The following is a 19,161-nucleotide window of genomic DNA, read 5'->3' on the forward strand; positions in this document are numbered from 1 at the left end:
CGGTCTCGCGGGGGCCCCGGCTGGTCGGCCGGGGGGGTGCGGCGGCGCAGCTGGCGGCCTCGGGCGGTCGCGCCCCCCGGGGGGGGGGGGGGGGCGACGGCGGTCAGCGGCGGGGCCGCCAGGGCGGCGAACACGTCGTCGTAGGCGATCAGCGCGAGGTCGTCGGGCACCGCGAGGCCGCGGGCGCGGAGCAGCGGGAGCAGCTGGATCGCGTCCTGGTCGTTGTGGATGAGGGCGGCGCGGACGCCGGCGGACACGGCGTCGGCGATCAGCCCGGAGTGCCGGTCGGAGTCGGCGGGGCGGCCGTCGTCACCGAGGGTGTCCAGGACGGGCAGGGCGGCCAGTCCGAGCAGCCGGGTGCCGTGCTGGTAGCCGGCCCGGACCTCCCGGGCCGTCCAGGAGTCGCCGCGGGCCGCGAGCAGGACCCGGTCGTGGCCGAGGTCGGCGAAGTGGCGCAGCGCGAGGAGGACGCCCTGCCGGTGGTCCGAGCCGACGGAGTCCAGGCCGGCGCCGGGGCCCCCGTACTCGGGCGCGCCGCGTTCGACCAGGACGGCGGGCACCGGCAGGTCGTCCAGCCAGTCGTGGGCCTGCGCGGGCCGGCCCGGCAGGAGGTTGGGTGCGAGCAGCAGCCCGTCGAGGCCGGATTCCAGCAGCCGTTCGGCCTGTGTGTGGTCGTCGCGGGCCTCGTAGGGGGCGATGCCGAGGACGAGTCGGGCGCCCGCCGCCGTCGCGGCGGCCCGGGCGCCGTTGATCAGCTCGTCGAAGTACGACCCGACGGAGGGCACCAGCAGCCCGAGGGTGCGGGTCCCGCCCTCGCCGTCCGTCGGCTTCTCCGGTGTGCGCCGTACGACGAACCCGTGCGAGCGCCCCACCCGGCCGGCCTCGGCCAGCGCGGCGACGTCCCGCCGTACGGTCACCGCCGGAATGGCGAGCCGCGCCGCGAGGTCGGCGAGCCGCAGGGGCCCGCTCGCCTCGCCGACGGCCTTGAGGATGAGGTCCCGACGTTCCTCGGCCGAGATGGTCATCGCCTGTCCCCCGTACTGCTCCGAACCGTGGCTGGTTGATCGGACCATATCTTTCGATCGACTTCCGATCAAGTATGACCGCGATGCCGCACCCCGGTACCCCACCGGCCTGCCCGCGCGGGCCCGCCGTCCCCGCGGCCGCCCCGGCGTTGAGCGGTGCTCAGGCCCCCTGCCCGCCCGTGCGCAGCCGTTGGAGCAGCAGGGCCGCCTGGAGTCTGCTGGTCACGCCGAGCTTGGTGTTGATCCGGCTCGCGTAGGTCTTGACGGTGGAGACGGACAGCGCCAGCCGTTCGGCGACGGCCGCGTTGGGCAGGCCCTCGGCGAGGAGGTCGAGCACGGCCCGTTCCTGGTGGGTGAGGCCGGCCAGCGCTGATTCGGCGGAGGCGGGGGTGTGTCCGGCGAGGGCGGTGTCCTGTTGGAGCATCCGGGCCACCACCCGGCCGGCGACCCGGGAGGAGAGCACCGTCTCGCCGGCCGCGCAGGCCCGGATGCCCCGCAGGAGTTCGTCCGGCGGCGCGGATTTGAGCAGGTACCCGCTCGCCCCGGCGTGCAGGGCCGGGAACAGGTGCTCGTCGCTGTCGAAGGTGGTGAGGATCAGGACCTTCGTTGCGCAGTCGGCGTCCGCCAGTGCGTGGAGCACGGCCGGGCCGTTGCGCCGGGGCATGTGCAGGTCGAGCAGCAGCACGTCGGGCCGGTGGTCGGCGACGGCGGCCAGCGCCGGGGCGCCGTCGGCGGCCTCCGCGACGACGGTGATGTCGGCCTCGGCCCGCAGCAGCAGTTTCAGTCCGGTGCGGACCATGGTCTCGTCGTCGGCGAGCAGGACGGTGATCACGCGGCGGCCTCGGCGGTCGTCTTCGCGGCGGTCAGCGGTAGGCGGGCCCGGACGGCGAATCCGCCCTCGGTGGTGGGGCCGACGTGCAGGGTGCCGCCGAGGTCGTCGGCGCGGGTGCGCATGCCGTCCAGGCCGTGGCCGCCGGAGGGCAGTCGGGGTCCGTCGGGGTCGGCGGCCGTGGCGGGGGAGTTGACGATGTCGAGGCGCAGTCCGTCCGGGTGGACCTCGACGGTGACGGCGACCTCGGCGGCCGGGGCGTGCTTGTGGGCGTTGGTCAGGGCTTCCTGGACGATCCGGTAGGTGGCGTACTGGACGGCCGGTCCGGGTGCGGGTGGTCCTTGGGTGGGGCCGGTGAGGGTGAGGTCGACGGCGAGTCCGGCCTGGCGGGACTCCTCGACGAGGGCGGGCAGTCCGTGCAGTGAGGGGCCCTGGTCGGAGGCCGGGGTGAGGACGCCGAGCAGGCCGCGCAGTTCGGTGAGGGCCTGGAGGCCGAGGGTGCGGATCAGGCCGAGGGTCTCCCGGACGGTGGTCGGGTCGTCGGCGGCCGCGTGCTCGCAGGCGCCGGCGTGCAGGGTGATGAGGGAGACGCGGTTGGAGACGACGTCGTGCATCTCCCGGGCGAGCCGGGCGCGTTCGGCGGCGGCGGCGCGTTCCTCGGCGTGCCGGCGGGCTGCTTCCAGCAGCCGGTTGCGTTCGGCGAGCGTGGCGACGGCGCGGGCGCGCTGGTGGGCGGTGAGGCCGAGGGCGAGCGGGACGGCGCCGAAGACCAGCGGGTCCTCGATCACCGTGGCGAGGGTCGAGAGCTCGGTGAGGTCCCCCGGGTCGAACGGGTACGCCAGCCGGGCCCCGGCGAGCACCGCGAACACGGCCAGCACCCGGGTGGCGCCCCGGCGGGCGGCCAGCCCGTAGAGGGCGACGGCGAGCGGGAGCTGGCCGCCGAGCAGGGCGATCGCCGCGACCGCTGCCGGGTACCGCCGCCGGACGGCGAGGGCGAGGGCCCCGGTCGCCAGCAGCGCCGCGTTGACCGTCGGCGAGGCGGTCGGGCCGACGTCGGGGTCGTCGGCGGCGAGCGGGACGAGTACCAGGAGCGCGAGCGCGGCGGGTGCGAGGTCGGTGACCGGCCGGGGCATGCGGACGGAGAGGCTCAGCAGCATCGCTGCGAGGTTCGATTCGGACGGCTGAGCGGTTTTCCGGCTGGTCGGACGAGGCATGGGGGCATGTTTCCACACCCCGGTGACGCGGAGATGATCACCCGGCGGCCGCGAGTGCGCCCCGGACCGCAGCGACGGCGGGCTTCGGCTTCAGCCCGGTGTCCCACATCAGCTCGTCCCCCGGGGCGATCGGGTAGCTGTCGTGGGCGGCGGTCGAACCGTACCGGTCGGTCACGCCCCAGGTGCCGTACGAGGTGCACGAGGGGGTCTGTGCGCAGACCTTGGCGACCAGGGCGAACTGCCCGGCCTGCGCCTCGCGGTCCTCGCCGTGCACGTCGATCTCGGAGATCCGTACGGACAGGCCGAGTTCGGCGAGTGCCCGGAAGTGGCCGGCCAGCACGGCGGGATCGACGTGGTCGTCGGTCTCGTGGACGTGCGCCTGGAAGCCGACCCCGTCCAGTGGGACGCCGCGCTGCTTGAGCCGCTTGACCAGGGCGAGGAAGGCGTCCCAGCGGGGGCCGTCGCTCTCCAGGCCGAACTCGTTGACGTACAGCTTGGCGTCGGGGTCGGCGGTGCGAGCGGCCCGGAACGCCTTGTCGATGTACTGCTCGCCCATCGCCTGCTGCCACACGTGCCGGCGCAGGCCGCTCCGGCCCGGGCCGTAGTCCTCGTCCTGGACGGACATCGGCTCGTTGACCACGTCCCACTCGGCCACCCGGCCCTTGAAGTGCCCGGCGACACCGGTGACATGGCTCGTCATCACCTCCTCGCGCCGCTCGGTGGGAGTCTCCCGCATCCAGCGCGGGAGCGCCTCGCCGAAGACCAGGGTGTGGGCGTGCACCCGCATGCCGTTGGCGTCGGCGAACTCCACCAGGCTGTCGCCCCCGGTGAAGTCGAAGACGCCGGGCTGCGGCTGGACGAACTGCGGCTTCAGGTCGTTCTCGGGAGTCAGCACGGAGAACTGCCCGGCCACCAGCTCCCGGTAGGCGGGGTCGGCGGCCAGCGGCGCCGAGGCGACGGCCGTGCCGACGCCGAGCGGGCGGGGGCGGGCGGCGGCGAGGGCGCGCAGGGAGTCGGGGTCGGCGGCGCGCCGGTCCGTGGGCCGGGCGGTGTCCACGACGGTGACCTCTCCGCCGTCCAGCGGGCGCGCCCGGAGGGCGGCGAGCCGCCAGCCCTGGCCGCCGAGTGCCGCGTCCGCGCCGAACCAGACCTGCGAGGAGGCGAACGCGCCGGAGGCGGGCAGCTCGCCGAGTGCCGTGTCACCGGCGCGGAAGGACAGGACGTCGCCGTGCCGGGCCAGGACGAGCGTGAAGTCGTCCGGCAGTCCGGAGCCGAACGTCCGGGTCACGGCCGGAGCGGCCTTGGTGCCGTCGAACACGGCCACCTCCAGCCGGCCGTCGACCACGCCGAGTCGGACGCTGCGCCGCTCCTGGCGCCACTCGTCGTAGACGACCGGCAGCTCGCCGTACAGCTGGAGGTAGGCGGCGGCGTGCGCGGTGCCACGCAGTTCCGCGGTGAGTTCGAAGTCGCCGCCCACCTCCAGGTGCGGGCCGTGCAGGTTGACCGGCGGGTTGGGCTGTCCGCCGGTGCCGTCCTGTTTGACGATCATCCGGCCGAGCGGCCGGATGCGGACCCCGTCGGCCCCGGCGGTGGCCCCGGCGAAGTGCGACCAGTCGTGGCCGCCGAGCAGGTCTGCGCCTCGGACCGGATCGGCCGGGGCCGCCGGATCGGTGGTCGGGCCCGCTGCCGGCCTGGTGGCGCCCGTCGTCGCGCCGTCGCGGTTCTCGACGCCGGGTTCGCAACCGATCAGGACGAGGACACCCGCGAGGGCGAGCGAGGTGAGAGTGGCGACCCGGATGGGAACGTCGGCGGGCTTCACGGACACGGGAACTCCTGACGGGGCTTTCGACTGGTTCGTCTTCGACTCTAGGAGGCGGAGGAGGGCGTTCCGGTCGGCTCGGAGGCGGAGATCGGGATGGTCCTTTGGTTGACACCCGTACCCGCCGGGCCCGCCTCGGCGCGGCGTCAGTAGTTCGCGGCCTCCTCCAGGACCCACCAGACGCACAGGCTGAACGGGATGCCGAGCCCGCCCACGACGACCGCGATCCACAGCGGCCAGTAGCCGCCGTCGGTGACGGGATCCCGTTGCGGGTGGGCGGGATCGATCCGTACGTCGACCCGGTGCCCGTCGGGCCACTGCACGTCCGTGCCCTCGGCGGCGCGGTACTCGTGCCCGTCCGCCGTCCAGAGGAAGGTGCACTCGGTGCTGGTGTCACCGCTGCTGTGGCAGCCGGTGACGGTGGCGGACACCCGCAGCGTGGCGTGCAGGTCGCGGTCGTGCTCGTGGAACCAACCGCTGAGGGAGAAGGCGAAGCAGCCGGCGAAGGCGCAGACCATCAGGGCGAGCATGGCGGCGTGGAACAGGGCGGAGGCGGAGCCGGAGCGCGGGCTCTCGCCCAGGGCCAGCCGCACCGGCGAGGCCAGCGCCGCGAGTGCCGCCGCACCGGCCGCGCCGATCCAGCCGGCGTACCAGGGCGTGGATCCCCACGACGTGCAGGCCGTCGTCACCGCGCCGACCAGCGTGGTGGCCCAGGCCGCCCGTTGGAGCAGGCGCGTGGCGGCGCGCGCCCGGCGGCGCAGCCCGCCGGAGGGGGTAGGAGGAGGGGCGGGGGGTCGCTCGTCCGCGATGGTGGTCACCCGGCCACGCTGGCAGAGGGCCGGGCCGGGCACCAGCAAGCGGCGCTCACCCCCGGCGTTCAGCAGTGCTTACGGTGTCCCGGCGTGCGGGCCAGCGGGTGCGCTCGGCTCGCTGGGGTCGACCAGGTGGCCGTTCACGCGCGGCTCACTCTCGGTCAGGCCCTGGGCCGCCAGCCGCTCGCTCGCCGCCAGCAGTGCGCTCTGCAGCGCCTCGGCCGCCACCCGCACCGCCGGCGGTGCCCCCCACGGTCCGGTGCGGCGCAGCAGGCGCACCAGGTAGGCGCCCGGCACCGGCAGCGTGGTGACGGTGCCGGCGGCCGGGCCGATCAGGGCGGCGGCGTTCGCGGGCAGGATCGCCGCGCCCAGACGGGCGGCGAGCATGGTGTAGACGGCGAAGCGGTAGCGGGCGGTGTGCTCGACCAGGGGCACGATGTCGTGCCGGGCGGCCAGGCGTCGGAAGGCCAGCTGCCGGGGTGAGCCGGCCGGGGCGGCGATCCAGGGGCGGCCGGACAGCTGGGCGGGGTCGGTGAGCGGGGTCCAGTCCGAGGGGACGACCAGGCGGTAGGCGTCCTCGAACATGACGCTCGCCTCGACGCCGGGCGGCAGCGGGGTGGGCTCCTGCCGGTCGTCCTCGATGACCAGGACGTCCAGTTCGCCCAGGCGCAGCGCGCGCAGGCCCTCCTGCCGTCCGGTCTCCACCAGGCGGGGGGCCAGGTCGGGGTGGGTGCGGGCGAGCAGGTGGACGGCGGTGGTGGCGAAGAACGTGATGGCGGGCGGCGGCACGCCGATGGCGACCGGGCCGGTGGCGGCGGCGCCGAGTGCGCGCAGGTCGCGGGCGGCGTCCTGGAGCGCCTGGCCGATCCGGTCGCCGTAACCCGCCAACAGGCGGCCCGCGGCGGTCAGTTCGGCCCGTCCGCCGGTGCGGTCCACCAAGGGGACGCCGACCTCGCGTTCCAGCCGGCTCAGTTGCTGGGACACCGCGGAGGGGGTGTGGCCCAGCGCGCGCGAGGCACCCGCCACGCTGCCGGCGTCGGCGATCCGGCGCAGGATCAGCAGCCTCTTCGGGTCGAGTTCCACCGCTGTGCCGCCCTTTCGCCGCGCCCGGGGTCGAGGACGCCCATCCTGGCAGACCATACGAGGTCCGGGCCTGGCGGAGAGTAGCCTGGACATCACCGAAGGCACCTCGCATGCCGGGCAAGACACCTGGCGTCGTCTCCGGCGAACGGCGATGCCGGATCCGGCCCGAGGCCGGGTCCGGGGACAGGTCTTCGATCATGACCACGACCCTCGATCGCGCGATGACGCCCACCGCCCTGGAACCCGCAGCACGGCTCTCCCGGGTACCCGAGGGCACCCGGCCCGGTCGGCTGGACGGGGCCTGGTGGCCCCGCTCGCGTGACCTTCTCCTCGAACTCCCCTCCCTCGCCGCCGCATTGGACGGTCCGTGGGGGCGGGTCACCCGGGTCACCGTGAACCCCGCGCAGTGGCCGACCGTCCCGCACCGGGCCCCGGTCGCCGGGCACACCGTCCACGTGGGCTGGTTCACCATCGAGCAGGACGAGCACCTGATCGTGGTCTGCTCATACGCTCCGTTGCGGCTGAACCTGCTGGTCGTACCGCCGGAGACGGACGCCGTCACCGCCGAGCGGCTGATGTCGCGGGCGGCCGACCCCGCCGACATCCGGACCGCGAGCGAACTGCTCGCCCCGGAGCCGGGCCGCGGCGCGACCGGACCGGAACCCGGTACCGACGTCCTGCCCTCGGCGCTCGTGCCCGCCACCGGCGAGGGCGAGGTCGGCCGGCGGGCGGACGTCGCCCGAAGCCGCGCCGCCTCCTGGCCCGCCAGCGCGTAGCGGTCCGGGTGCGGACACCCGGACAGGCCTCAGACGTGGAAGGGGACGGTGGTGACGACGATCTTCGGCAGCGGGCGGAGCGCCCTGCGCAGGCGGGGGGCGAGCCGGTTGTGCAGGAGCCGGTGGCGCCGGTGCCGCACGACGATCTCCGGGAGGACGACGGTCAGGGTGAGGTCCGGGCGCTGGTCGTGCAGGGACTCGATGTAGTTGACCAGGGGCGCGACGATCGTGCGGTAGGGGGAGAGGAGGATCTTCAGGGGCAGGTGGTCGCCCCACAGGTTCCAGTACGCGCGGAAGCGCCGGGCCTCCTCCTCGCTGGCGCTGATGTGCAGGGCGAGGACGGGCTGGCGGAGCGAGGCGGCGTAGGCGAGGGCGCGCATGCCGGCCAGGTCCAGTGCGGCGATCGGCACGATCAGCAGGGGGTGGATCTCCTCGGGAGTCTCCTCGCTCTCGGCCTCGCTCTCCGCCTCGCGCTCACCCTCCGCTTTCGCCTCCGCGGAGGGTGCGGGCGGCGCGCCGTCCCGTGGGCGTGGCCGGGTGAGAGCGCGGCCGGGGACCTCCACGGCGTGCGGGTGCAGGGCGAGCGCCGCGGCGACCTGCTCGTAGTGGTGCCGGATCCTGGTGGCCACCAGGATGAACAGGCCCACCACGAGCGCGGCGAACCAGGCGCCCGAGGTGAACTTGGTGATCGCGGCGGTGACGAGCACGACCGCCGAGAGCAGCGCGCCGACGGCGTTGAAGATCAGGCTCTTGCGCCAGTGGCGGTCGCGCAGGCGCCACCAGTGCACGACCATCCCGGTCTGTGACAGCGTGAAGGCGAGGAACACGCCGACCGCGTACAGCGGGATCAGCGGCGCCGTCATGCCGTCGAACGCCGCGTAGATCGCGGCCGCGGCGACCGAGAGCACGACGATGCCGTTGCTGAAGGCCAGCCGGTCGCCCAGCCGCAGGAAGAGCCGCGGCGCCTGGTTGTCGCGCGCCAGGAGGTAGAGGACGCGGGGGAAGTCGTTGTAGGCGGTGTTGGCCGCCAGGAGCAGGATCGCGGCCGTGGCGGCCTGGGTGAAGACGTAGCCGAAGCCCGGGCCGAAGGCGCGGTGGGCGAGCTGCGACAGCACCGTCTCCCGGGCGTCGGGGACGACGCCGTCGAGGTGGACCAGCGCGACCGTGCCGGCGAAGAGCGCGATCAGCAGGCCGACCATCCAGGTCAGGGTGGTACGGGCGTTGCGCCACTCGGTGGGCTGGAAGGCCGGGACGGCGTTGGAGATCGCCTCGATGCCGGTCATCGCCGTCGAGCCGGAGGCGAAGGCGCGCAGGACCAGGAGCACGCCGACCCCCTCGGTCGCGGTCGACTGCGGAGCCGCGGTGGGCTGGAAGCCGTGGCCGGCCGCGTCGTACAGGCCGAAGGCGATGAGGGCGAGGACGGCGAGGACGAAGGCGTAGGTCGGTGCGGCGAACAGGACGCCCGCCTGCCGTACGCCGCGCAGGTTCCCGGCGAGCAGCACACCGATCACGGCGAGGCCGATCGGCACGGCGTCGCCCCGCAGCGAGGGGATCGCCGAGGTGACGGCCTCCATGCCGGAGGCGATCGAGACCGCGACCGTGAGGATGTAGTCCGTCATCAGACCGGCGGCCGCCGCCAGCCCGGGGAGGCGGCCGAGGTTCGCGGTGGCGACGATGTACGAGCCGCCGCCGTGCGGGTAGGCGCGGATCGTCTGACGGTAGGACACCCCGACCGCCAGCATCAGGAACGCGATCGTCGCGGCGATGGGCACCGAGTAGCGCAGGCCGGCGGTGCCCGCCAGGACCAGGACGGCCAGCATCGCCTCGGGCCCGTAGGCGACGGACGAGAGCGCGTCGGCGGAGAGCACCGGCAGCGCCACCAGCTTGCGCATCCGCTCGTGCGCGATCGCGGTACTGCGCAGCGGGGCCCCGAGCAGCACGTGCCTGACCCCGGCGCCCGTCCGGCCGAGTCGGGAGGCCGGGGCGCTGCCCGCCTCGACCGGCGGCGGCTGCCCGCCGACCGTGGCCACCCGCACGAAGCGGCCGAAGCGCACCGGCCGGATCTCGGAGGAGGCCGGAAAGCGGCCGAGCTCCGGGTCCACCGGCAGTGCCCGGCGCCACGCCTGCGGATCCCCGGCCGCCCGGCCCCATTCCCGGCCCACCCGGCGCAGTACCCCGACCTGTTGCCGGTCGAGGACCGGCAGCGTGGCGTCGGGACTGGGTGCGCCGCTCGCCCCGGCGCCACCGCCGTCATTCTTCGTATTCGACACGACACACAGTGTTACGCATCGCGGCTCCCGGTGGCGCGGGGCCGACGCCGGGTCGTCGAGCAGGGCCGTCCCTCCCGTGCAGGCGTCCGCCGGCGCCCGTTCGGCCCCGGTGCGGTCGGAGTACCGTGGGAGGGCGGGGCGGCCCAGTTGCCGGAACCGAAGAGTCGGCCCCGTTCAGCGGGCCCGATCCGCGCCCGCGGAGAGGCGGCGAGCCATGTCGGACGATGCCGGTGCCCCGCACCCCGGGCTTCTGCCGGACCGCTTCCGGCAGGCGGTGAAACCGGGGACGGTCCTGTTGCGCCTGGAGACCACGCGGTCCCGCGAGGGCGCACTCGATGGCGCCTGGTGGCCGCGGTCACGGAACATCGGCGCCGAACTGCCCGGCCTGGTCGGCGCGTTGACCGAACACCTGGGCCCCGTGGTGAGCGTGGGCCTGGACGCGGACGCCTGGGACGAGGTGCCGGCCCGGATCGTCGTCGACGGCCGGTCGGTGCGCATCGACCGGTATCCGGTCGGCGACGACACGGTGATCGTCACGCGGGGCGACCGCGATCACTTCAGTCTGCTCGTGGTTCCGCCGCAGGCGGGCCGGGAAGCGGCCCTGGCCTCGATGGCCCGCGCGGTCCGGGCCGGCGGCACCGACTCGGCGCGGCAGATCCTCCTGGACACCGGCATCGGTTCCGAGCCCACGACCGAACTGCACTGACCGGACTGCACAGACCGGACAGCACCGAGGAGCGGCCCCGGGCCGGAGGAGGTCAGGATGCGGCACTACCGATGGGTCCTGGAGACCCAGGACGACGACGGCCACTGGGCCCGGCAGGGCGGCGCGCCCATGCCGAATCCCCTGGACTACGACGGGCCGCCCCAGCAGGCCGCCAACCACGTCCGGGAGGTGTTCGTGCGCACGCTGTCCCGACCGGCCCCGGGGCCCAGGGCGGTCAGGGTCCGGGTCTGGGGCGGGTCCGACGCCGTCGGCGAGCCCGAGGCCGAGACCGAGTGGTCACGCGAGTGACGTGCCCGGGCCCGGCCTGCGGGCGGTGTCCGTGGGGTCGGATCAGGAGCATCCCGAGCTGATCTCAAGGAAGTTGGCGTAGTGGTCGTCGCTGTACCAGACGTGCTGGGCGGCGGGGTCGCGCACCAGGCGTTCGGCGTCGCGGTGCTGGCCGGGCGAGCGCGGGTTGACGTCGTACTCGCGGTAGTGGCCGTCCTGGGGGAGGTCGCCGCTGCGGTTGCCGTAGACGTTGCTGCCGCGGATCACGAAGGGGGAGTCGGCCACCGGGTAGTCCCGAGGGGCGTTCGCGGTCGGCCAGTGCAGGTCGTGCCAGATCTGGCACGCCTCCTCGACCTGAGGCGGGAACTGGTCGACGGGCAGCGGGGGTTCGAGGATGCCGCGGACGATCCGCGGTGCGGGGTGGGCCGCGGGGACGGCGGCGCCGGCCGGGGCGGCGGAGGGAGCGGCGGCGGCCGTCAGGAACAGGGCGGCGGCGGCCATGCGGAGCAGGCTTCGGTGTGCGGTCACGCAGCGGCCAACGACGCCCGGGCGCCACGGATGCGCGAAGTCGCCCGTCCGGACCAGCCCCGGCACCGGACGCCGGTGGCCGGCGGGCGGGTCGTAGGGTGGGCGGGTGGATGATCTCTGGGGGCGCCTGCGGGTGCGGGCGGTGCCGCTGCTGGCGGCCGGGACGACGGTGGCGGTCGGGCTGGGGGTGCGGGCCGGGCTGGGCGGGGACGTCGCGAAGTACGCCGGGGACGCGCTCTACACGGTGCTGGTGTACGCGCTGGTGGTGCTGGTCGCGCCCAGGGTGCGACCGGGGCGGGCGGCGGTGGTGGCGGCGGGGCTGAGCTGGGCGGTGGAGCTGTTCCAGATCACCGGTGTGCCCGACGAGTTGGGGCGGCGCAGCGGGCTGGCCCGGCTGGTGCTGGGGTCGACGTTCAACCCGCCGGACCTGTTCTGGTACCTGGTCGGCGCCGCGTTCGCCGCGCTGGTGCACCGGGTGCTGCGGACCGCGAAGGCCGCATGGACCGCGAGGGCCGCAAGGGCTGCGAGGAGGACCGCAGCGCCCGGTGCCGCCTGACGCGACGTCAGAGCGGAAGCAGATCAGGCCGCTTGGCCTCGACGTGGTCCCCCGAGGACTCCCCGCGCAGCCGTCGGCCGACCCAGGGCAGCAGGTACTCGCGGGCCCACTGGAGGTTCTCGCGCCGCTGGTCGGCGGCGGACAGCTCCGGGGTGGCCGGCCAGGGCGCCTCCGGGTCCTGCTCGGTGCGCAGCCCCAGGGAACGGGCGGCCAGCAGGGCGACCCGCTGGTGGCCTTCGGGGGAGAGGTGCAGCCGGTCCTCGCTCCAGGCCCGGCGGTCCTGGACGGCGCGCAGCGACCACAGGTCGGCCACCTTGCAGCCGTTGCGGTCGGCGACCGCCCGCATGTGCCCGTTGTACGTGGCGATCTTGCCGCGCAGGTGCTTGAACAGCGGTACGTCCCGGGTGTCGAAGCCGGTGCAGATCAGCACCGTCCCGGCGGAGGCGGTGAGTTGGACGATGGCCGCCTCGAAGCGCTCGGCGACCTCGTCCGGGTCGCTGCCGGGCCGCAGGATGTCGTTGCCGCCGGCGCAGAAGGTGGCCAGGTCGGGCTGGAGCCGGCGGACCTGCGGCACCTGCTCGGCCATGATCTGGTCCAGCAGTCGGCCGCGCACCGCCAGGTTGGCGTAGCGGAACCCGCCCGGCGGCCGTCCGTCGGCGAGCAGCCCGGCCAGGCGGTCGGCCCAGCCGGCGAAGGCGCCGTCGGCACCGGGGTCGTTCAGGCCCTCGGTGAAGCTGTCGCCGAGGGCGGCATACGAACTGAGGTCAAGGGTCTCCTGGAGGTTCGGCATGAAGGAGATAGTTCACCCATTCAAGTGACCTACGCCACCGTAGGTGACCCCGGCGGTACGTGAGATGGGCCACGTGCCCCACCCGGAATACAGCCGGAGTGCAGAGCGGCGGCCCCCGGAAACCACAAGATCCCGCCCCCCTTCCGCTTTTGGGCCCGCCTGGCCGATGCTCGAAGGGCGCGGCCGGCCCGGCCGCCGTCCTTCCAGGGGGAAGACATCCATGGCTCTGAATCCGACCTCCGGCCTGCCCGGGCAGTGGTCCGTCGACGGCCGCTGCACCAACTGCGACGTGGCCCGGCAGCTCGCGCCAGGACTGATCCGTGAGCGCGCCGGCCGCTCCGAGCTGGTCCGCCAGCCGCACGACGAGGCCGAGCACCGTCAGCTGCTCGCCGCCGCCCACGCCTGCCCCACCCGCTCCATCCGGCCGGGCACCGGCCCGCTCGACCCGGCCACCGACCCCTTCCCGCTGGCCCTCGACGACGGCCTGCTGCTGCTCGGCCACAACTCCCGCCACAACGCCGGGGCCAACTCCTACCTCTGCCGCCGACCCACGGGCTGGCTGATGGTCGACACGCCCCGCTACGCCGAGCCGCTCGCGGCCCGGTACGAGGCCCTCGGCCCGGTCACCGACATCCTGCTGACGCACCGCGACCACGCGGCACACGGCCGGGCGTACGCCGACCGGCTCGGCGCCCGGCTCTGGATCCACGAGGGCGACCTGGACGCTGCGCCCGACGCCGACCGGGTGCTGCACGGCGTCGAACCGGTGGAGGTCGCCCCCGGCGTCACCGCCCACCCCTTCCCGGGCCACACCCGCGGCAGCGTGCTCTACCTGGTCGACGAGCGGTACTGCTTCACCGGCGACACCCTGTACTGGTCCCGCACCACCGGTGACCTGGAGGTGTACGACACCGTCACCTGGTACTCGATCGAGGAGCTCTCCGCCTCGCTGGACCGCAGCTTGGACGCGCTGCGCTTCGAGTGGCTGCTGCCCGGCCACGGCCAGCGGCACCGGATGCCCGCCGAGGAGGCGGCGGCCCGGCTGCGGGCGCTCGCCGACCGCTGTCGGGGTCTGCGGCCCGCGCCGGTGGACTTCGGCGCGGTCCGCTGGTGACGGTCTGCTGGTGACGGCCCGCTCGTGACGTTCGGCGCGGCCTGCCGGTGACGCTCGGTGCGGTCCGTCCCGACGGTGCTCGGCGCGGTCCGCCTCGTGGCACTCGGCCGCGCGTGCGCCGGAGCCCGCGCCGGGTGCGCGGGGGCCTGCGCCCGCCGGGGGCGCCCGCGCGGGTGTGCGAACAGCCCTGCCGGGGCAGCGGCCTGGGGAACGGAATCCCCGAACTCCCCTGCACCCGAGGACGGTTGAGGAATGCCCACGCAGACCCCGGAGCGCACCGCCAGGCCGCGGCGCTACCTGATGTGCCGGCCGACGTACTTCACCGTCGACTACGCGATCAACCCGTGGATGGACCCGGCGCAGCCCACCGACACCGCGCTCGCCGTCCGCCAGTGGGAGCGGCTGTACTGGCTGTACCGCCGCCTCGGCCACACCGTCGAGCTGATCGACCCGGTGCCCGGCCTGCCCGACATGGTCTACGCCGCCAACGGCGCGACCGTGCTGGACAGCCGGGCGCTGGTCGCGACCTTCCGCTACCCGGAGCGCGCCGCCGAGTCCGAGGCCTACCAGGCCTGGTTCCGCTCGCACGGCTACCGCGAGGTGCAGCGCGCCGGGCACGTCAACGAGGGCGAGGGCGACCACCTGGTGGCCGGCGGCCGGGTGCTCGCCGGGACGGGCTTTCGTACCTCCCGGGCCGCGCACGCCGAGGCGGGCGAGTTCTTCGGCGTCCCGGTGGTCGGCCTGACCCTGGTCGACCCGCGTTTCTACCACCTGGACACGGCGCTGGCCGTGCTCGCCGACGACCACGTCATGTACTACCCGGAGGCCTTCGACGCCGACAGCCGGGCCGTGCTGCGCACCCTGTACCCGGACGCGATCCTCGCCGACCGGGCCGACGCCGAGGTGTTCGGCCTCAACGCGGTCTCGGACGGGCGCCGGGTGCTGCTGCCCGAGGCGGCGAAACACCTGGCCGGGCGGCTCGTCGAGCACGGCTACCAGCCGGTCCCGGTGGACGTCTCGGAGCTGTTGAAGGGCGGCGGCGGAGCCAAGTGCTGCACGCTGGAGCTGCGGCCGGCCTGAGCCCGGCCCTGCCGTCGGCGCTGCCCTCCGCGCTGCCCTCCGCACTGCCCTCGCGGACCTTCCCGGCCGCCCCGCCGTCCGGTAGAGCTTGGCCAGGGCATCCGGGGCGGTGCCGTGCCGACGGGAGGGCCACATGCGCGATCAGGCGTCCACATCCGAGGACGAGGCGGCGCGGCGGCGCAGGGCGGCGCCCGAGCGCCGGAGCGCGGACCTCCCGGCCGAGGGCGCCCGGGAGGCCGCGGCCGCCGGCCCGCTGTCCCCTTCGACGGCCCTGCCCCTGCAACGCGCCCTCGGCAACGCCGCGGTGGCCCGGCTGGTCGAGCAGCAGCGGCACGGCCAGGAGGCCTCCGGCGGCGCGGGGGTGCCGGTCCAGCGGGCCCCCACACCCGGGGCCGGGCCGGCGACGCAGATCGCGCTCACCCACCTGACGGCCGACGACCTGGAAGGCGAGTGCGGCTACTTCGAGCGCAGGCGGCAGTTGAGCGTCGCCGCGCCCCAGCAGGGCGTCATCATCCAGGAGATCAACCGCGTCTTCGCCGTGGAGGAGTGGGACGGCACAAACTGGAACGCGATGTCGGGCAGCCGGATCGACTCGTACATCACCGCGAAGGGGTCGAGCGCCCACGCCACGGTCGCCCGTTACTGGGAGCTGTGGACGGTGGACGCGGCGGGCAACGTCTCGGACGGCGCCGAGGACACCTTCTCGCTGTGCTCGGTCATCCCCGGCCGCAAGCGCAAGGACACCACCCGGGGGACGTACACGATCACGGGCCGGGCGGTGTTCTACCCCACGGCCGTCGCGCCCGCGGACCTGGGATTCGCACCGGGCGGCGCCCCGCCGGCGGGCGGCTTGTTCAGCACGCTGGCCGACCCGACGGCGGCCATCGCGGGGCAGGGGCTGGCCGCTTCCGGGCGGCCGGTCGACTGCCGGGTGCAGGTCGCCTGGGACAGCTCGCAGGACGACAGGTACAGCGTCGTGACGATGAGCTGAGCCGCGGCGGTCCGGTCAGCCCTCGACCAGCAGCACCTCCAGGGTGCGCGGGCCGTGCACGCCCTCGACCCGGTCGAGCTCGATGTCGCTGGTCGCGGACGGCCCGGAGATCCAGGTCTGCGGGCGGGCCGGGTCGAGCCGGGGCAGTGCGAGCGGCACGGAGGCGACGACCTGCCCGGGTGTCCGGACGACGCACACGTGGTGGTCCGGGACGAGGGTGAGCAGCCGCCGCCCCTGGCCCGGCCCGGCGTCCAGCACGATCGTCCCGGTCTCGGCGATCGCGAGCGCGCAGCCGGTGACGACGCTGTCCACGGCGTCGAGCCGGGCGGCGGTGAGCGTGCCGTCGTCGGGGACGGCCGTGACGGCGGTGGCACTGAGCCAGGCGGGCGGCAGGCCGTGCGGCACGGCGACCGTGCGGCTGCCGCGTTCTGCCAGCAACCGGGCCAGGACGGCGGGCAGTTCGGCCTCGGTGCAGCGGTGCACCCGGGCCCGGTAGTCGGCCAGGTTGTGGTGCAGCAGGTCGAGCAGGGCCGCCGGACCGTCCGGACTGTGCGTACGCAGGTAGTCCCGGGCGACCGGCTCCTCCGCTGCCCGGTCCCGATCGGGGCCCCGGTCCGGGCCAGGGGCAGGGCCAGGGTCAGGGTCGGGGTCGGCGAGTGCGGCGCGGATCCGGGCGAGGATGAACTCCCGTGCGGTCATGAGCGGTTCCTTCGCCACCAGTCGCGGAACGGTGCGGCGGGCACCTCCGGGAGGTCCCGGGTGTCGGTCCAGGCCCGGCCCGGGCCGGGCAGCCGGCGCGGGTGCAGCGCGCGGGTGCGCCCGGCGAGCCGCTCGGCGGCCGCGAGCGCCGCCGGGTGGTCGAGCACGTACCCGGCGGCCGCGATCGCGGCCCGCTCCAGCGGGTGTCCGCCCTGCTCGGCGACCCGCTCGCGCAGGTGCACCAGCACCTCGGGGATGTCGATCGCCACCGGGCAGACCTGGTAGCAGGCCCCGCAGAGCGAGGAGGCGTACGGCAGCGAGGCGTCCAAGGGGCTGGTGGTGCCGCGCAGTTGGGGTGTCAGGATGGCGCCGATCGGGCCCGGGTAGACCGAGCCGTAGGCGTGGCCGCCGGCCCGCTCGTACACCGGGCAGACGTTGAGGCAGGCCGAGCAGCGGATGCAGCGCAGCGCCTGGCGGCCGACCTGGTCGGCGAGCGCGGCGGTGCGCCCGTTGTCGAGCAGCACGAGGTGGAAGGCGGACGGGCCGTCGCCTTCCGTGGTGCCGGTCCACAGCGAGGTGTACGGGTTCATCCGCTCGGCGGTGGAGGAGCGGGGGAGCAGTTGCAGGAAGACCTCCAGGTCCTGCCAGGTCGGCACGACCTTCTCGATCCCGACGACGGAGATCAGCGTGCGCGGCAGGGTGAGGCACATCCGGCCGTTGCCCTCGGACTCGACGACCACCAGGGTGCCGGTCTCGGCGACCATGAAGTTGGCGCCGGAGACCGCGACCCGGGCGCGCAGGAACTTCTCCCGCAGGTGCAGCCGGGCCGCTTCGGCGAGTTCGGCGGGGGAGTCGGTCAGGCCCTCGGGCGCGGGGCGGCCCCAGGCGGCCATCCGTTCGGCGAAGATCTCCCGGATCTCGGCGCGGTTGCGGTGGATCGCGGGCACCAGGATGTGCGAGGGCCGGTCGTCGCCCAACTGCACGATGAGCTCGGCGAGATCGGTCTCGTAGGCGGTGATCCCCTCGGCGGCGAGCGCCTCGTTGAGTCCGATCTCCTGGGTGGCCATCGACTTGACCTTGACGACCTCCGTTTCGCCGGTGGCGCGGACCAGGTCGGCGACGATCCGGTTGGCCTCCTCGGCGTCGGCCGCCCAGTGCACGATGCCGCCGGCCGCGGTGACGGCCTCCTCCAACTGGACGAGGTAGCGGTCGAGATGGCGCAGCGTGTGGTCCTTGATCGCCTTGCCGGCGGCGCGCAGTTCGGCCCAGTCGTCGAGTTCGGCGACGGCGCGGGCCCGCTTGTCCCGGATGGTGTGGGTGGCGTGCCGCAGGTTGGCGCGCAGCCGCTCGTCCTGGACGGCCTCCGCTGCGGCCTGCGGGAAGGTCGCCTGCGCAGAGGTCGCCTGCGGGAAGGCGGGCATGCCGAGGAAGGTGCCGGTCATGCGGGCCTCCACGGGTGTTCCTCGGTGCTGGCGAGGATCTCCGCCAGGTGCAGCGGGCGCAGTGCCGCGCCCCGGCGGCGCAGCGTGCCGCCGAGGTGCAGTAGACAGGAGTTGTCGGCGCCGCACAGGACTTGGGCGCCGGTGCCGAGCGCGTGGGCGATCTTGTCCTCGGCCATGGCCGCCGAGACGGCCGCGTTCTTGACGGCGAAGGTGCCGCCGAAGCCGCAGCACTCCTCGGCGCCGGGCAGTTCGACCAGTTCCAGTTCCCGGACGGCGCGCAGCAGCCGCAGCGGCCGTTCGCCGAGGCCGAGCACCCGCAGGCCGTGGCAGGAGGGGTGGTAGGTGACGGTGTGCGGGAAGTGCGCGCCGACGTCCTCGACGCCGAGCACATCGGTGAGGAACTCGGTCAGTTCGTGCACCCGGGGCGTCAACGAGGCTGCCATGGAGTCGAGTTCGCCGCCCCGGCCGTCGGCGGCGGCCCGGGCTCCGATCCGCGGGTAGTTGTCCCGGACCATGGCCACGCACGATCCGGAGGGCGTCACCACGTGCTCGTACCCGGCGAAGGCCCGTGCGGTGCGCCGCAGCAGCGGCTCGCACGCCTGCCGGTAGCCGGTGTTGTACTGCGGCTGCCCGCAGCAGGTCTGCCCGGCGGGGAAGTCCACGGTCACGCCGAGGCGTTCGAGCAGCCGGACGGTGGCGACCGCCGTGGCGGGGAACAGCGCGTCGTTGACGCAGGTGGCGAACAGTGCGACCCGCATCGGCCCTCCTTTCGTCCGGCGACACCGGCCGGCCCGCTCGTGATCGTACCGAGCGGGCCGGGGGATGTCGGGGACCTCAGGGGGTCTCAGGCGAGCCAGAGGTCGGGGCCGAACACCTCGTAGTGGATGTCCGCCGCCGGGACGCCCGCCGTGAGGAGCTGCTCGCGGACGGCGCGCAGGAAGGGCAGCGGGCCGCACAGGTAGGCGGTGGTGCCGGCCGGGACGTCGACGGTGGAGAGGTCGACCAGGCCGGTGCGCTCGGCGGGCCAGTCGCCGAGCGGCCGCGCGGTGAAGACGGTGGGGGGGGGGGTGGGCAGCGTGGGGGGGTGGGGGGGGGGGTGGGCGCGGGAGGCGGGGGGGGTCTGGGGGCGGGGGCCCCGC

19 protein-coding genes and 1 pseudogene are annotated in these 19,161 nt (G+C 74.9%); 7 read left to right on the forward strand and 13 right to left on the reverse strand.

Annotated features, from left to right (window positions below):
- The 6 genes from ACFV61_RS11300 to ACFV61_RS11325 form a co-directional block, all read right to left on the reverse strand.
- The coding region (locus tag ACFV61_RS11300) for a substrate-binding domain-containing protein (protein ID WP_380491274.1) at window positions 1–1,025 on the reverse strand (1,025 nt) is incomplete at its 3' end.
- Window positions 1,026–1,185: 160 nt separating this feature from the next.
- Window positions 1,186–1,857 carry a response regulator gene (locus ACFV61_RS11305; RefSeq protein WP_380491276.1) on the reverse strand — a complete coding sequence of 224 codons (672 nt, stop codon included), beginning with the start codon at window positions 1,855–1,857 and terminating at the stop codon, window positions 1,186–1,188.
- Window positions 1,854–3,011: a sensor histidine kinase gene (locus ACFV61_RS11310; RefSeq protein WP_380491278.1), complete on the reverse strand. Its 1,158-nt coding sequence runs from the start codon at window positions 3,009–3,011 to the stop codon at window positions 1,854–1,856. The genes ACFV61_RS11305 and ACFV61_RS11310 overlap by 4 nt, the downstream gene beginning before the upstream one ends.
- Before the next feature lie 94 nt (window positions 3,012–3,105).
- Window positions 3,106–4,893, reverse strand: a complete 1,788-nt coding sequence (locus tag ACFV61_RS11315; protein ID WP_380491280.1) for an endo-1,4-beta-xylanase — start codon at window positions 4,891–4,893, stop codon at window positions 3,106–3,108.
- A gap of 140 nt (window positions 4,894–5,033) precedes the next feature.
- Window positions 5,034–5,705, reverse strand: coding sequence for a DUF3592 domain-containing protein (locus ACFV61_RS11320; protein ID WP_380377084.1), 672 nt, complete (start codon window positions 5,703–5,705; stop codon window positions 5,034–5,036).
- A 69-nt stretch (window positions 5,706–5,774) separates the two neighbouring features.
- The gene (locus tag ACFV61_RS11325; protein ID WP_380491281.1) at window positions 5,775–6,782 is read right to left on the reverse strand and encodes a LysR family transcriptional regulator; all 1,008 of its coding nucleotides are present in this window, start codon (window positions 6,780–6,782) and stop codon (window positions 5,775–5,777) included.
- Window positions 6,783–6,979: 197 nt separating this feature from the next.
- On the opposite strand from ACFV61_RS11325, the gene ACFV61_RS11330 reads away from it, so the two are divergent.
- Window positions 6,980–7,558, forward strand: a complete 579-nt coding sequence (locus ACFV61_RS11330) for a DUF5994 family protein (RefSeq protein WP_380491283.1) — start codon at window positions 6,980–6,982, stop codon at window positions 7,556–7,558.
- 29 nt (window positions 7,559–7,587) lie between these two features.
- On the opposite strand, the gene ACFV61_RS11335 is transcribed toward ACFV61_RS11330, so the two are convergent.
- Window positions 7,588–9,450 (reverse strand): APC family permease, encoded by a 1,863-nt coding sequence (locus tag ACFV61_RS11335; RefSeq protein WP_380491301.1) that lies wholly within the window; start codon window positions 9,448–9,450, stop codon window positions 7,588–7,590.
- A gap of 592 nt (window positions 9,451–10,042) precedes the next feature.
- On the opposite strand from ACFV61_RS11335, the gene ACFV61_RS11340 reads away from it, so the two are divergent.
- Both ACFV61_RS11340 and ACFV61_RS11345 read left to right on the forward strand, forming a co-directional pair.
- Window positions 10,043–10,534, forward strand: a complete 492-nt coding sequence (locus ACFV61_RS11340) for a DUF5994 family protein (protein WP_380425728.1) — start codon at window positions 10,043–10,045, stop codon at window positions 10,532–10,534.
- 57 nt (window positions 10,535–10,591) lie between these two features.
- Window positions 10,592–10,843: a hypothetical protein gene (locus ACFV61_RS11345; RefSeq protein ID WP_380425726.1), complete on the forward strand. Its 252-nt coding sequence runs from the start codon at window positions 10,592–10,594 to the stop codon at window positions 10,841–10,843.
- A gap of 42 nt (window positions 10,844–10,885) precedes the next feature.
- On the opposite strand, the gene ACFV61_RS11350 is transcribed toward ACFV61_RS11345, so the two are convergent.
- On the reverse strand, window positions 10,886–11,323 hold the full coding sequence (locus ACFV61_RS11350; protein WP_380491285.1) for a ribonuclease domain-containing protein: 438 nt from the start codon (window positions 11,321–11,323) through the stop codon (window positions 10,886–10,888).
- A 133-nt stretch (window positions 11,324–11,456) separates the two neighbouring features.
- Between ACFV61_RS11350 and ACFV61_RS11355 the strand changes: the two genes are divergently transcribed.
- A complete protein-coding gene (locus tag ACFV61_RS11355; RefSeq protein ID WP_380425722.1) occupies window positions 11,457–11,906 on the forward strand; it encodes a DUF2809 domain-containing protein in 450 nt (149 codons plus the stop codon).
- Window positions 11,907–11,913: 7 nt separating this feature from the next.
- Here the strand turns inward: ACFV61_RS11355 and ACFV61_RS11360 are convergent, their stop codons facing one another.
- Window positions 11,914–12,696 (reverse strand): SGNH/GDSL hydrolase family protein, encoded by a 783-nt coding sequence (locus ACFV61_RS11360; protein WP_063350593.1) that lies wholly within the window; start codon window positions 12,694–12,696, stop codon window positions 11,914–11,916.
- Between the two features lie 220 nt (window positions 12,697–12,916).
- Here ACFV61_RS11360 and ACFV61_RS11365 point away from each other — a divergent pair, with 220 nt between their 5' ends.
- The 3 genes from ACFV61_RS11365 (at window position 12,917) to ACFV61_RS11375 (ending at window position 15,881) form a co-directional block, all read left to right on the forward strand.
- Window positions 12,917–13,810, forward strand: coding sequence for an MBL fold metallo-hydrolase (locus tag ACFV61_RS11365; protein ID WP_380491287.1), 894 nt, complete (start codon window positions 12,917–12,919; stop codon window positions 13,808–13,810).
- 252 nt (window positions 13,811–14,062) lie between these two features.
- Window positions 14,063–14,890, forward strand: a complete 828-nt coding sequence (gene ddaH / locus ACFV61_RS11370) for a dimethylargininase (protein ID WP_380491289.1) — start codon at window positions 14,063–14,065, stop codon at window positions 14,888–14,890.
- Window positions 14,891–15,023: 133 nt separating this feature from the next.
- Window positions 15,024–15,881 carry a hypothetical protein gene (locus ACFV61_RS11375; RefSeq protein ID WP_380491291.1) on the forward strand — a complete coding sequence of 286 codons (858 nt, stop codon included), beginning with the start codon at window positions 15,024–15,026 and terminating at the stop codon, window positions 15,879–15,881.
- 15 nt (window positions 15,882–15,896) lie between these two features.
- Here ACFV61_RS11375 and ACFV61_RS11380 read toward each other — a convergent pair whose 3' ends face one another.
- The 4 genes and pseudogenes from ACFV61_RS11380 to ACFV61_RS11395 form a co-directional block, all read right to left on the reverse strand.
- A complete protein-coding gene (locus ACFV61_RS11380; protein ID WP_380491293.1) occupies window positions 15,897–16,580 on the reverse strand; it encodes a lactate utilization protein C in 684 nt (227 codons plus the stop codon).
- Window positions 16,577–18,022: a lactate utilization protein B gene (locus ACFV61_RS11385; protein WP_380491295.1), complete on the reverse strand. Its 1,446-nt coding sequence runs from the start codon at window positions 18,020–18,022 to the stop codon at window positions 16,577–16,579. The genes ACFV61_RS11380 and ACFV61_RS11385 overlap by 4 nt, the downstream gene beginning before the upstream one ends.
- The gene (locus tag ACFV61_RS11390) at window positions 18,019–18,780 is read right to left on the reverse strand and encodes a (Fe-S)-binding protein (RefSeq protein ID WP_380491297.1); all 762 of its coding nucleotides are present in this window, start codon (window positions 18,778–18,780) and stop codon (window positions 18,019–18,021) included. Before ACFV61_RS11390 ends, ACFV61_RS11385 begins: the two co-directional genes overlap by 4 nt.
- Before the next feature lie 86 nt (window positions 18,781–18,866).
- Window positions 18,867–19,161, reverse strand: a pseudogene (locus ACFV61_RS11395) (hemin transporter); the annotation flags it as partial.

Origin of the sequence: Kitasatospora sp. NPDC059817 (genome assembly GCF_042731835.1) — a bacterium.
Lineage (GTDB): Bacteria > Actinomycetota > Actinomycetes > Streptomycetales > Streptomycetaceae > Kitasatospora.